This is a genomic window from Nonomuraea deserti, from assembly GCF_004348685.1.
In the GTDB taxonomy this organism is placed as follows: Bacteria; Actinomycetota; Actinomycetes; order Streptosporangiales; family Streptosporangiaceae; genus Nonomuraea; species Nonomuraea deserti.
In genome coordinates, this window is record NZ_SMKO01000124.1 from 1 (window position 1) to 12,294 (window position 12,294).

The 12,294-nt window shown below is 71.3% G+C and carries 17 protein-coding genes; 10 read left to right on the top strand and 7 right to left on the bottom strand.

The window, feature by feature from the left end; translation table 11 throughout:
* Positions 1-90 precede the first annotated feature (90 nt).
* Positions 91-780, bottom strand: a complete 690-nt coding sequence (locus tag E1292_RS33280; RefSeq protein ID WP_132600306.1) for a response regulator — start codon at positions 778-780, stop codon at positions 91-93.
* The gene (locus E1292_RS33285) at positions 777-1,949 is read right to left on the bottom strand and encodes a sensor histidine kinase (protein ID WP_132600399.1); all 1,173 of its coding nucleotides are present in this window, start codon (positions 1,947-1,949) and stop codon (positions 777-779) included. Before E1292_RS33285 ends, E1292_RS33280 begins: the two co-directional genes overlap by 4 nt.
* Before the next feature lie 133 nt (positions 1,950-2,082).
* Between E1292_RS33285 and phoU the strand changes: the two genes are divergently transcribed.
* Complete coding sequence (phoU, locus tag E1292_RS33290; protein WP_132600309.1) at positions 2,083-2,727, top strand: phosphate signaling complex protein PhoU; 645 nt, start codon at positions 2,083-2,085, stop codon at positions 2,725-2,727.
* A 48-nt stretch (positions 2,728-2,775) separates the two neighbouring features.
* Here the strand turns inward: phoU and E1292_RS33295 are convergent, their stop codons facing one another.
* Genes E1292_RS33295 through mshA form a run of 3 tightly spaced genes read right to left on the bottom strand, consistent with a single transcriptional unit; the run spans position 2,776 to position 5,337 of the window.
* Positions 2,776-3,519, bottom strand: a complete 744-nt coding sequence (locus tag E1292_RS33295) for a phosphoglyceromutase (RefSeq protein ID WP_132600312.1) — start codon at positions 3,517-3,519, stop codon at positions 2,776-2,778.
* A gap of 10 nt (positions 3,520-3,529) precedes the next feature.
* Entirely contained in the window at positions 3,530-4,021 is a 492-nt protein-coding gene (locus E1292_RS33300; RefSeq protein ID WP_132600315.1) for a type III secretion system chaperone family protein, read from the bottom strand.
* A gap of 38 nt (positions 4,022-4,059) precedes the next feature.
* Entirely contained in the window at positions 4,060-5,337 is a 1,278-nt protein-coding gene (gene mshA, locus E1292_RS33305; RefSeq protein WP_439331922.1) for a D-inositol-3-phosphate glycosyltransferase, read from the bottom strand.
* Positions 5,338-5,469: 132 nt separating this feature from the next.
* On the opposite strand from mshA, the gene E1292_RS33310 reads away from it, so the two are divergent.
* Together E1292_RS33310 and E1292_RS33315 are read left to right on the top strand one after the other, a co-directional pair.
* Complete coding sequence (locus E1292_RS33310; RefSeq protein WP_132600321.1) at positions 5,470-6,213, top strand: SDR family NAD(P)-dependent oxidoreductase; 744 nt, start codon at positions 5,470-5,472, stop codon at positions 6,211-6,213.
* A 24-nt stretch (positions 6,214-6,237) separates the two neighbouring features.
* Entirely contained in the window at positions 6,238-7,044 is an 807-nt protein-coding gene (locus E1292_RS33315) for a class I SAM-dependent methyltransferase (RefSeq protein ID WP_132600324.1), read from the top strand.
* Positions 7,045-7,068: 24 nt separating this feature from the next.
* On the opposite strand, the gene E1292_RS33320 is transcribed toward E1292_RS33315, so the two are convergent.
* A complete protein-coding gene (locus E1292_RS33320) occupies positions 7,069-7,587 on the bottom strand; it encodes an O-acetyl-ADP-ribose deacetylase (protein ID WP_132600327.1) in 519 nt (172 codons plus the stop codon).
* A gap of 70 nt (positions 7,588-7,657) precedes the next feature.
* Here E1292_RS33320 and E1292_RS33325 point away from each other — a divergent pair, with 70 nt between their 5' ends.
* From E1292_RS33325 to E1292_RS33350, 6 genes are all read left to right on the top strand, one after another.
* Positions 7,658-7,990, top strand: coding sequence for a YnfA family protein (locus E1292_RS33325; RefSeq protein ID WP_132600330.1), 333 nt, complete (start codon positions 7,658-7,660; stop codon positions 7,988-7,990).
* Positions 7,991-8,073: 83 nt separating this feature from the next.
* Positions 8,074-8,430, top strand: coding sequence for a BlaI/MecI/CopY family transcriptional regulator (locus tag E1292_RS33330; protein ID WP_132600333.1), 357 nt, complete (start codon positions 8,074-8,076; stop codon positions 8,428-8,430).
* A complete protein-coding gene (locus tag E1292_RS33335) occupies positions 8,427-9,332 on the top strand; it encodes a M56 family metallopeptidase (protein ID WP_132600336.1) in 906 nt (301 codons plus the stop codon). Before E1292_RS33330 ends, E1292_RS33335 begins: the two co-directional genes overlap by 4 nt.
* Positions 9,333-9,392: 60 nt before the next feature.
* Positions 9,393-9,884, top strand: coding sequence for a helix-turn-helix domain-containing protein (locus E1292_RS33340; protein ID WP_132600339.1), 492 nt, complete (start codon positions 9,393-9,395; stop codon positions 9,882-9,884).
* Positions 9,885-9,887: 3 nt separating this feature from the next.
* Positions 9,888-10,337 (top strand): hypothetical protein, encoded by a 450-nt coding sequence (locus E1292_RS33345; protein WP_132600342.1) that lies wholly within the window; start codon positions 9,888-9,890, stop codon positions 10,335-10,337.
* A gap of 122 nt (positions 10,338-10,459) precedes the next feature.
* Positions 10,460-10,828, top strand: a complete 369-nt coding sequence (locus E1292_RS33350; protein ID WP_132600345.1) for a DUF2516 family protein — start codon at positions 10,460-10,462, stop codon at positions 10,826-10,828.
* On the opposite strand, the gene E1292_RS33355 is transcribed toward E1292_RS33350, so the two are convergent.
* Positions 10,829-11,509 (bottom strand): SGNH/GDSL hydrolase family protein, encoded by a 681-nt coding sequence (locus tag E1292_RS33355; RefSeq protein ID WP_132600348.1) that lies wholly within the window; start codon positions 11,507-11,509, stop codon positions 10,829-10,831.
* A gap of 28 nt (positions 11,510-11,537) precedes the next feature.
* Between E1292_RS33355 and E1292_RS33360 the strand changes: the two genes are divergently transcribed.
* Complete coding sequence (locus tag E1292_RS33360) at positions 11,538-12,272, top strand: alanyl-tRNA editing protein (RefSeq protein ID WP_132600351.1); 735 nt, start codon at positions 11,538-11,540, stop codon at positions 12,270-12,272.
* Positions 12,273-12,294 lie beyond the last annotated feature (22 nt).

Genomic DNA, 12,294 nt, shown 5'->3' on the forward strand with positions numbered 1-12,294 from the left:
GCCACCGCGGAGGACGCCCACGGGGAAGAGGCGCACTGAGCACGCGAAAGCCCCTGTTCCGGTACGCGAACCGTACCGGAACAGGGGCTTTCAGCTTTCGGCGTCGAACTTGTAGCCCAGGCCGCGCACGGTCAGGATGCAGCGCGGGTTGGACGGGTCGGACTCGATCTTGGCGCGCAGGCGCTTGACGTGGACGTCGAGGGTCTTGGTGTCGCCCACGTAGTCGGCGCCCCAGACCCGGTCGATGAGCTGGCCCCTGGTCAGGACGCGCCCCGCGTTGCGCAGCAGCACCTCCAGCAGCTCGAACTCCTTCAGCGGCAGCTGCACCTGCTCACCGCGCACGGCGACGACGTGCCGGTCGACGTCCATGCGCACGGGGCCGACGGCCAGCACGGCCGTCTCCAGCTCATCGATGACGTCGCCCTGGCGGCGCAGGACCGCGCGGATGCGGGCCACGAGCTCGCGGGAGGAGAACGGCTTGGTGACGTAGTCGTCGGCGCCCAGTTCGAGGCCGACGACCTTGTCGATCTCGCTGTCCTTGGCGGTCAGCATGATCACCGGCACCTTGGAGCGCTGGCGGAGCGAACGGCACACCTCCGTGCCGGGCAGGCCCGGCAACATCAGGTCGAGCAGCACCAGATCGGCGCCGTTGCGGTCGAAGGTGTCGAGCGCCTCGGGCCCGGTCGTCGCGACCGACACCTCGAAGCCCTCCTTGCGGAGCATGTAGGACAGGGCGTCGGAGAAGGACTCCTCGTCCTCCACGACGAGCACTCGAGTCATTTGGCGGCCTCCAGGGGAATCGAGGGTGGTACTGCCACCGCCGTGCCGCCGAACGCGGGCAGGCGGAGCGTGAAGGTGGAGCCGGACCCTTCCTTGCTCCAGACGGACACCTCGCCCGCGTGCGCGGCGGCGACGTGTTTGACGATGGCGAGGCCGAGGCCGGTGCCGCCGGTCGCGCGCGACCTGGCCGCGTCGACGCGGAAGAACCGCTCGAAGATGCGTTCCAGGGCCTCCTCCGGGATGCCGATGCCCTGGTCGCTCACGCTGATCTCGACGGAGTCGCCCGCGGGCCGCACGCTGACGACTACCCTCGTGTGCTCGGGACTGTAGGCGACGGCGTTGTCGATCAGGTTGCGCAGCGCGGTGACGAGCAGCTCGTCGTCGCCCCAGATGCGCAGGCCCGAGGTGCCGCCGGTGACGAGCGCGATGTCCCTGGCCGCGGCCCTGGTGTTGCAGTGGTCGACGGCGTCGTTGACGGCCTCGTCGATCGAGACCTGGCCGGGGGTGGGGATGGGTTCTGCGCCCTGGATCCGGCTGAGCGTGATCAGGTCCTGGACGAGGTAGTTGAGCCGGGCGGTCTCCAGCTGCATGCGCCCGGCGAAGCGGGTGACCGCCTCGGGGTCGTCGGCGGCGTCCTGGATGGTCTCGGCGAGCAGGCTCAGCGCTCCCACCGGGGTCTTCAGCTCGTGGCTGACGTTGGCGACGAAGTCGCGGCGCACGGCCTCGACCCTGCGCCGCTCCGTCTGGTCCTCGGCCAGCACCAGCACCTGGCCGTGGGAGCCCAGCGGCGCCACGCGGACGGCGAAGCTCGTGGTCTCCTGACCGAACTTGTGCCCCGCGACGTCGATCTCGCTCTCGCGGATCTCGCCGTCGCGGCGCACCTGCCTGGCCAGCGCGAGCAGCTCGGCGGCCATCAGCCGCTCGCCCTTGACCAGCCCGAACGCCCGCGCCGCCGAGCTCGCGCGCAGCACGCGGTCGTGCGCGTCGAGCACCACGGCGGACGACGGCAGGACGGCGAGCACGGAGGCCACCCCCTGCGGCAGCGCCGTACCCGTCTCCACGCCGTCGTTCGCGGCCGTGCGGCTCGGGGCCTCGATCTGGTTGCGGTAGAACAGGACCGCCAGGGCGCCCACGACGAACCCGGCCAGGGCCGCGAAGCTCATGGCCATCTCACTCATGTCTCCGATGGTAGGTCGCCTTTTCCGCAGGACAGACCCCCTCATCAGGGGATGAACATGCCTTTCCTGGAAAGTTCATCTGAGCGTTGGAGTTCGTTCATCGTCGGCCCCGTACGGTGACGGCATGCGCGACGCGTACCATGAAGAACTCGATTTGCTGACCGACAAGCTGGTCGAAATGACCAGGCTCGTCCGCTCGGCCATCTCCCGTGCCACCACGGCACTTCTCGACGCCGACCTCGCACTCGCCGAGAGCGTGATCTCCCGCGACGAGGAAGTGAACGCGACGTTCGCCGACATCGAGTCGTCGATCTTCGAGCTGATGGCCAGGCAGCAGCCGGTCGCGGTGGACCTGCGGATGGTCATCACGGCGCTGCGCATGGGCACCGACCTGGAACGGATGGGTGACCTCGCCGTCCACGTCGCGAAGGTCGCCCGCCTCCGCCACCCCGACTCGGCGATCCCCGCGGAGACCCGCTCGACGATCGTGGAAATGGGGCAGATCGCGGAGAACCTCGTCACCAAGGCCGGTAGCTGCGTGGCGTCCAGGGACGTCGACTCGGCGCTGGAGCTGGAGCAGGACGACGACGCGATGGACCGGCTGCACCGGCGGTTGTTCAGGAACATCCTGGCCAAGGACTGGCAGCACGGGGTCGAGCCGGCGATCGACATCACGTTGATCGGGCGCTACTACGAGCGGTACGCGGACCACGCCGTCCGGGTGGCCGGGGACGTCGTCTACCTCGTCACGGGGTCGCGGCCGAGTTAGCCGCCCCGGGCGGCGTCGCGGGAGCGCCGCCGCCCTCGGCCGGAGAGGTCAGCGGCCCTGGTTGGCGACGGCCTCGATGGCCGCCCTGGCCGCCTCGGGGTCGAGGTAGCGGCCGCCCCGCACCGCCGGGTTGTAGTCGGCGTCGAGGTCGTACACCAGCGGGATGCCCGTCGGGATGTTGAGGCCGGCGATCTCCTCGTCGCCGACGCCGTCGAGGTGCTTGACCAGGGCCCGCAGGGAGTTGCCGTGGGCCGCCACCAGGACCGTCCGGCCGGCGGCGAGGTCGGGGACGATCGCGTCGTACCAGTAGGGGAGCATGCGGTCGACGACGTCCTTCAGGCACTCGGTGCGGGGCATGAGCTCTGAGGGGAGCAGGGCGTAGCGCGGGTCGCCGGCCTGGGAGAACTCGTCGTCGTCGGCGATCGGCGGCGGGGGCGTGTCGTAGGAGCGGCGCCAGAGCATGAACTGCTCGTCGCCGAACTCCTCCCTGGTCTGCGCCTTGTTCTTGCCCTGCAGGGCGCCGTAGTGGCGTTCGTTCAGCCGCCAGCTGCGCCTGACCGGGAGCCAGAGCAGGTCGGCCGCCCCCAGCGCCAGCTGGGCCGTCTGGATGGCCCTGGTCAGCAGGCTGGTGTGGACGACGTCCGGGCGGAGCCCGGCTTCCTGGAGGAGCCTGCCGCCCCGGCGTGCCTCGTCCTCGCCCTTGGCCGACAGGCTCACGTCCACCCAGCCGGTGAACAGGCCCTTCGCGTTCCAGTCACTCTCGCCGTGCCGTAGCAGCACCAAAGTCGCCATACGCCCAATCCTAGGGGCGCTCCGTCCTGGCCGGGTCGGCGAAGCGGGCGAACGCCTGCAGGTTGGCCAGCGACTCGCCGCGCTTGGCCCGCCACTCCCACTCGCGCCGGATCGACGAGGCGAAGCCCAGCTCGAGCGCCCGGTCGAACCAGTCGTCCGCGTAGGTCAGCACGCAGCCCAGCAGCCGGTCGATCTCGTCCTCGTCGACCGCGGCCAGAGGGACGCGTCCGACGAGGTGGACGTCGCCGACGGGGTCGAGGGAGAAGTGCACTCCGTACATCGTGCCGTTCTTGCCGAGCAGCCAGCGGTAGAACTCGGCGTGGTTCTCGTCTGGCCTGCGGCAGAAGAACGCCTCGACGTGCAGGACCGTCTCCCCGACGATCAGCCAGGTCATGGTGGCGAGCTTGTGCTGCCCGGGGAGTCTGACCAGGAACGCTCCTGGCCGCGGCTCGTCGTAGGTGACGTCCGCGGCCTTGAGCGCGGCTTCGACGACATCGCGCATGCAGCCCAGCATAGGCGGGCCAGAACAATGTACGGGTGCTAGAGGTTCACGGCCACGGGCGTCTTGTGCAGATTCGCCACGGCGGCCGCGTACACCTCCATGAGCCGTGTGGCGGTGCCCTGCCAGCCGAAGGCGGCGGCGTGGGCGCGGGCGCCCCGCGAGAGCTCGTCGCGGCGGCGCGGCGCGGTGACGAAGCGGCGCAGCACCCCCGCCCACACGGCCGGGTCGTGGCCGTTCACGAGCTCGCCCGAGACGTCGTGGCGCACGGCGGTACGCAGCCCTCCCACGGCGGCGGCGGCCACGGGGGTGCCGCAGGCCTGGGACTCCAGGGCGACGAGGCCGAACGACTCGCTGTAGGAGGGCACCACCGTCACGGACGCGGCCCGGTACCAGTCGGCCAGCTCTTCCTGCGCGACCGGCGGCACGAGGCGTACGACGTCGGAGATGCCCAGCTCGGCCGCCAGCTCGGTGAGGACGGAGGGCCGGGCCAGGCCGTTGCCGGAGGGGCCGCCCACGCAGGCGACCACCAGGCGGTCACGGAGCGACGGGTCGTCGATGAGCATCCTGGAGGCCGCGCGCAGCAGGACGTCGGGCGCCTTGAGCGGCTGGATCCTGCCGACGAACAGCAGCACGTGCGCGTCCTGCGGCAGCCCCAGCCGGCGGCGGGCGGCGCCCTGTGAAGCAGGGCGGAAGACGGTGAGGTTGACGCCGGGGTTCACGACGGCGACGCGCTGCTCGGGGGCGCCGTACAGGTCCATGAGCTCGCGCGCCTCGTCGGCGGTGTTGGCCACCAGGCGGTCGGCGATCTCCACGACCTGCTCCTCGCCGACCACCCTGGCCTGGGGTTCCGGCTTGTCGCCCTGGGCGAGCAGCAGGTTCTTGACCTTGGCCATGGTGTGCATGGTGTGCACGAGGGGCACGCCCCAGCGTTCCTTGGCCAGCCAGCCGACCTGGCCGGACAGCCAGTAGTGGGAGTGGATGACGTCGTAGCGGCCGGGATCGTACATGGCCTCCGTGCGCAACACCTCCGACAGGAACGCGCAGAGCTGGCCGGGCAGGTCGCTCCTGTCCATCTCCTCGTACGGGCCCGCGGTGAGGTGACGGACGAGGACGCCAGGGGCGAGCTCGGCCACGGGCGGCAGGTCGCGGGCGGTGGCGCGGGTGAAGATCTCCACCTCCACGCCGGCCTGGGCCAGCCGTTTGGCGGATTCGACGATGTACACGTTCATGCCGCCGGCGTCGCCCGTGCCGGGCTGGTCCAGCGGCGACGTGTGCATGCTGATGGTCGCGACCCGGTGGACCAGTCGTCGCCTCACTCGACACCACCTCCGAACCAATGACAACCCTGCAAAATTTTGCGACATTCCCGACACTTAGTCACAGTCCGGGTACGACTCCGGCGAACCTGCCCGCCGGCGCGGATCAGCGGGCCTGGCAGGATGAGGGGCATGCGGAGAACAGCCGTGGTGACGGGCGCCAGCAGCGGGATCGGGGAGGCGACCGCGCGCCGGCTCGCCGGCGAGGGCTACGACGTGGTGGCGGGCGCCAGGCGCCGCGACCGGCTGGACAAACTGGCCGCCGAGGTCCCCTCGATCACGCCGGTGACGCTCGACGTGACCTCCCAGGAGTCGGTCGACGCGCTGGCGGGCGCGCTCGACCGCTGCGACGTGCTGGTCAACAACGCCGGGGGCGCGCTCGGCCTCGAACCGGTGGCCGGGGCCCGGCTGGACGACTGGCAGCGGATGTACGACACGAACGTGCTCGGCTCCCTGCGCATGACCCAGGCGCTGCTGCCCCGGCTGATCGCATCGGGGGACGGCGTGCTGGTCATGCTGACCTCGACGGCGGGCCTGGTGTCGTACGAGGGCGGGGGCGGCTACTGCGCGGCCAAGCACGCGCAGACGTCGATGGTCGAGACGCTCCGCCTGGAGCTGGTCGGGCAGCCGGTGCGGATCGTCGAGATCGCGCCCGGCATGGTGCGGAGCGAGGGGTTCGCGGTCACCAGGTTCCGCGGCGACGAGGCGGCCGCGGCCCGCGTGTACGAAGGCGTGCCCGACCCGCTGACCTCCGACGACGTGGCCGACGCGATCGCCTGGACCGTGACGCGCCCCGCCCACGTGAACATCGACCGCATGGTCATCCGCCCACGCGCCCAGGCGGCGCAGCACAAGCTCCACCGCGTCGGTGGGTGAGGCCGCCCGCGCGGCGGCCGCCTGATGGGCAGGTCTCCCGCCCGCAGGCCGGTCGGGGCGATCACGAGGGGGACGACCGGGCACAACCGGCTGCGGCGCTCCGACCGCTGGGTCGCGGCCGTGCACGGCGGGCTGCTGCGGGCCGCGGGCCGGCCGCTGGTGGTCGACCTCGGCTACGGCGCCTCCCACACCACGACGCTGGAGCTGTTCACGCGGCTACGCCAGGTGGCGCCGAGGGTCGAGGTGGTGGGCATCGAGATCGACCCGGCGCGGGTGGCGGTGGCGAAGCCGTACGAGCGGGAGGGGCTGACGTTCCGGCTGGGCGGCTTCGAGCTGCCCGTGTCGCGCCCGCCGACGCTGGTGCGGGCGTTCAACGTCCTCAGGCAGTACGAAGAGGGCGAGGCCTGGCGGTACTGGGACGTGCTCAGGGACGGGCTGGCTCCCGGCGGCGTCCTGGTGGAGGGCACGTCGTCGGAGAACGGGCGGCGCGCGGTCTGGGCCGGGGTGTCCAGGCAGGGCCCGGGGACGATCACCTTCTCCGCCCGGTTCGACGCCTTCGAACAGCCGTCCGACCTGGCCGACCGGCTGCCCAAGACCCTCATCCACCGGAACGTGCCGGGCGAGCGGATCCATGCGTTCCTGCGGGACTTCGACCACGCGTGGGCGGTGAGCGCGCCGTACGGGGCCCATGGGCGGCGGCAGCGGTGGCTGGCCGCCGTGCGCGTCCTGGCCGGGTCGTGGCCGGTGCCCCTGCGGCCGCCGCTCGGCGGGCCCGCGCGGTGGCGGCTCGGGGAGCTGACGCTGCCGTGGTCGGCGGTCGATCCCCGCTAGAGATGCCCCGATAGAGATGCCCCGCTAGAGGTCCCCGCCAGAGAGCAGGGACGCGAACGTGGCATGGGCCCTGTCGTCGAACAGCACGAACCGGACGTCCGGCACGGACGTCTCCGCCTGCCGCACCGCCTCCAGGGCGATCCGCGCGGCGTCGTCCATGGGCCAGCCGTAGATGCCGGTCGAGATCGCGGGAAAGGCCACCGAGCGCGCCCCGAGCGAGTCGGCGACCCGCAGCGACTCGCGGTAGCAGGAGGCCAGCAGCTCGGACCGGTCCTGCGACCGGGAATGGACCGGCCCGACGGTGTGGATGACCCACCGGGCGGGCAGCCGGCCCGCGGTCGTGGCGACCGCCTGTCCGGTCGGCAGGCCCTTGCCGTAGCGGGAGGCGCGCAGCCGCCTGCACTCCTCCAGGATCTCCGGCCCGCCGCGGCGGTGGATCGCGCCGTCGACGCCCCCGCCGCCCATGAGGGAGGAGTTGGCGGCGTTCACCACGGCGTCGACCTCCTGCTCGGTGATGTCGCCGAGGACCAGCGTGATCTCCATCCTCCCGAGGGTGCCAGCGATGGGCGGCCGCCGCCAATCTCACCCGCCGGGCTGGCTAACCTCGGCGGGTATGACCCTCGTCAAGTCCGTGCTGCTGTTCGTGCTGGCCGCGCTCGCCGAGATCGGCGGCGCGTGGCTGATCTGGCAGGGGGTGCGCGAGCAGCGCGGCGCCGTCTGGATCGGCGCCGGGATCGTCGCGCTCGGCCTGTACGGCTTCGTGGCCACGCTGCAGCCGACCGCGGACTTCGGAAGGGTCCTCGCCGCCTACGGCGGGGTCTTCGTGGCGGGCTCGCTGGCCTGGGGCGTGGTCGTCGACGGGTTCAGGCCCGACCGCTGGGACGTCGCCGGCGCGCTGATATGCCTGCTGGGCGTGGCGGTGATCATGTACGCCCCCCGCGGCTGACGTACCGTCGCCCGGCCGACGCGCCATGAAGATCCGCAGCCCCGAATGCCAGCTCGACAGGTTGTAGAGCTAGTCTGAAGGGCGTGAAGGGTCTTGGCGAGCTTGAGCGCAGCATCATGGACATCCTCTGGGCGCAGAGCACTGCGCTGACCGCCCGCGAGGTCGGCAGGCTCATTGCCGACCGCGATCTCGCCCCCACGACGGTGATGACGGTGCTCGACCGGCTCACCCGTAAGGGCTTCCTCGAGCGCACCCGTGACGGCCGCGCGTGGAGATATCAGCCGGCGGAAAGCCGCGACGCGTACATCGCTGAGCTTATGCTGGAAGCGTTGGACATGACGGGTGACCGATCGGCCGCCCTGACCCGCTTCGCCCAGGCCGTGTCGGGCACGGAGGCGGAGATCCTGCGCAGAGTCCTCACGGAGCTGGAGGAAGAGTGATCACGGCAGCGGTGCTGGCGGCGCTCGCCACGGCGTGCGCGGTTGGCTCCTGGCGTTTCACCACGGCCCGCTGGACCTCCCGGGCCCCTCGGCTGGCCGTCATCGTCTGGCAGTCCCTCGGCGTTGCGTGGGGGCTGGCCACGACCGGCGCCATGCTCGCCTACGCCGTCCAGCCCTACGGCACGGGGGTGCTGCAGGGGCTGATCGCGTTCGGGCGGGGCGAGGCGCCGCCGCAGGCGTGGGACCCGCTGCACGTGCTCGCCCTGATCGCGGGCCTCACCGCGCTGGCGGTGCTGGTGGTCGTGCTCATCACGGCGGGCGTGCAGGCGCTGCGGGCCCGCCGGCGGCACCGCATGCTGCTGGCGCTCATCGCCCGCGACGACCCCGGCGTGCCCGGCGTGCGGGTGCTCGACCATCCGGGCGCCGCCGCCTACTGCGTGCCGGGGCTGCGTTCGCAGGTCGTGGTCAGCGAGGGCGCGCTCAAGCTGCTGTCGGAGGACGAGCTGGCGGCCGTGCTGGCGCACGAGTCGGCGCACGTACGCGAGCGTCACGACCTGGTGCTGCTGCCGTTCGCCGCGCTGCGCAGGGCGCTGCCCTGGTCGAAGGTGGTGGCCGACGCGCAGTCGCAGGTGGAGCTGCTCATCGAGATGGCCGCCGACGACCGGGCCCGCCGCTACTGCTCGCCGCGCAGGCTGGCGACGGCGCTGCTCAGGTTCGGCACGGCGGGCGCCATGCCGACGCCACAGGGCATGCTGGGCGTGCACGCCCAGCACGTCATGGCGAGGGTCGACCGCCTGATCAAGCCGGGCCCCGAGCTGGCCGCGCCGGCCCGCTACGGGTTCATCGCGCTCTCTGTGAGCTTGCTCACCGCCACGCCGTTCCTGTGGGTCATCCCGCTCTAGTGCTTGCTGGAGTTAATCACGGCGTTTGCAATTGCAAGCAGCGCGAGGCAGAATACAGGCATGGCACTACCCAAGGTCGGCTCGATCGGCGAGTACATCCGCGAGCAGCGGCAGCAGGCGAAGATCTCGCTTCGCCAGCTGGCTGAGGCGGCGGGGGTCTCCAACCCCTATCTCAGCCAGATCGAGCGCGGGTTGCGCAAGCCGAGCGCGGAGATCCTCAACCAGATCGCCAAGGGTCTGCGCATCTCCTCGCAGGCGCTCTACGTGCAGGCGGGCCTCATCGAGGACCGCGAGCCGCCGAGCGACGTGATCACCGCGATCAGGGCCGACCCGCTTCTCTCCGAACGGCAACGCCAGGTGCTGATCGATATCTACGAGTCGTTCCGCAAGGAGGCGCCCGCCGGGGACGAGCAGACCTCCCAGAATGCTCGTCCCCAGCGCGACGCCGAAACGGACGACGATCCGCTGCCCGAGGAGTTTCTCGCCGCTCTTGAGCCCTACGCGGCGCCCTCCGGCAACGACAACGTCACCCAGGAAACCAAGGAAGGTTAACCCATGACGCTCGCCACCGAGGTCAAGAAGCTGACCGAGTCCAAGCCGTTCTACGCTGTCGCGGGTGTCGGCGACTACGCCGTCGAGAAGCTGCGCGAGCTGCCCGAGCAGCTGCAGAAGCTGCAGTCGCGCCGCTTCGAGTTCACCCAGGAGCTCCCCGTCAAGGCCCGCGAGTTCACCCAGGAGCTCCCGGTCAGGGCCCGCGAGGTCGCCGGCAAGGCCGAGGGCCTGGCCAGAGAGCTCCCCGAGAAGGCCCGCGACTACGCCGACCAGCTGACGCACAAGGCCACCGAGGTCTACGACGACTTCGCCACGCGCGGCCGCAAGGTCGTCAGCAAGGCGTCCGGCGAAGCCGCACTCGAGCTCGAAGAGGTGTCGGAGGCCGCCGAGCCGGCCGTCGCCGAGCCCGTCCAGCCGGCCAGGAAGACCCGCACCACCAGAGCCAAGTCCTGACCCGGCGAAAGGCCCGCCTCCGTGGGGAGGCGGGCCTTTCCCCTTTCGGGGTGCCCGCGCGCAGGGGGCGCCTATTAGGCTGAAGCCGATTTCCTCGCGGCGTATAGGCGGAGCCAACGAATATGAATCTGATCAACGGTGTGTTCAACCTCCTCTTCCTGGTGCTCGCCGCCGTCATCTTCGGCATGTCGGTCTACGCGCTCGTGCACGCGCTGCGTGTCCCGACGGACGCGTTCGTCTCGGCGGGCAAGCTGAAGAAGAACCTCTGGCTGCTGATCCTCGTGCTGGCGACGCTGTTCTCCGCCGGAGGCGCCTGGAGCTACTTCAACGCGTTCATGATCGTTGGCGACGCCCAGTTCATCGGCATCGGCATCGGCATCTTCTCGATCGCGGCCGTGATCGCGGCCACCGTCTACATCGTCGACGTGAAGCCGGCCGTCAAGGGCATGGGCGGCGGGCGCGGCGGCAGCGGCCCCTACGGCCCCTGGTAGTCAGGCCAGCTGGGCCGCCAGCCAGGCGGCGATGCGTTCGTGCCCGGCGGCCGTGGGATGCACGCCGTCGGGCAGCACCGCCTGCGGCGGCCAGCGCGTGGCCATCGGGTCGAGGAAGGCCACGTCCTCACGCCTGGCCACCTCCGCAAGGGCGTCGCGCACCGCGTACGCCTTCGGGGGCGCGCCGTCCAGCCAGATGGGGCCGACCATGACGATCCTCGTGTCCGGCCAGTGCCCGCGCACGACGTCGAGCAGCCGCTCGGCGGCCCGCCCCACGCGGGCCGGGCCCCAGCGCCGGTCGTTGTGGCCGCCCGAGATGACCAGCACGTCGGGAGCCGGCCGCCACGACAGCTCCACCTCGAACGAACGCTGGAACGCTCGCCCCACCCGCCCCTTGCTGAGATAGCCCGTGCCGCCCGCCCCCGCGATGACCGGCTGCCAGCCCAGCAGGCGCGCGGTCTCCGCCGCGTACGTCTCCCAGCGCGGCACCGGGCCCGACCCGACGGTGAAGCTGTCGCCCACGAACATCACGACCGGCGTGGCCGGCCGCACGACCGGCGTGGCGGGCACGAGCGGCGGGGTGGCCTCCGCGCCGGCGTTGCACCCGCTCAGGACCGCCGTGCCGAGGCCCGCCAGCGCGACGACCCGTGCGACTCGGGAACGATGCGTCAGGCCGCGCATGACCACCTCTGAGGGCTAGGCTGCCGATATGACCTACGACCTCCACGGGCGGACGCAACGGCTCGAACTGTCAGACCAGGATCTTCGCGACTTCGAAGCCGTGGTGCTGGAGTCGTCGCCTGAGGGGATCGTGCTGAGCAGGTCGGCATTCTATCCAGGTGGCGGCGGCCAGCCGGCGGATCACGGAGTTCTGCTCTGGCAAGGGGTGGAGACCCGCATCGTCGGGGCACGCAAGGGCGACGACCTCCACCTGATCCCGGCGGAGGGCGACCCCGTCCCGCCTGTCGGCACGGTGGTCGAGGCGGCGGTCGCCGACGAGCGCCGCTCGGCCCTCATGCGCACCCACTCGGGGCTGCACGTGCTGTGCGGGGTGGTGTTCCGTGACTACGGCTGCCTCGTCACCGGCGGCAACATGGACGAGCTGACCGCCCGGATGGACTTCAACCTGCCCGAGGTGCCTCCGGGGTTCAAGGAGGCCGTCGAAGACGCCTGCAACGCCGAGATCGTCGCCGACCGGCGCATCGACGTGCGCGTGCTGCCCCGCGCCGAGGCGTTCGCCATCCCCGACATCATCCGCACGGCCACCAACCTGGTGCCCGAGACCGTGCAGGACGTGCGGATCGTCGACATCGTCGGCCTCGACACGCAGGCCGACGGCGGCACCCACGTGGCCTCCACCAAGCAGATCGGCCACATCAAGGTCGCCAAGATCGAGAGCAAGGGCCGCGGCTTCCGCCGCCTGCGCATCCAGATCTCCAGCTGACCGATCTCGCTGACCGATCTCG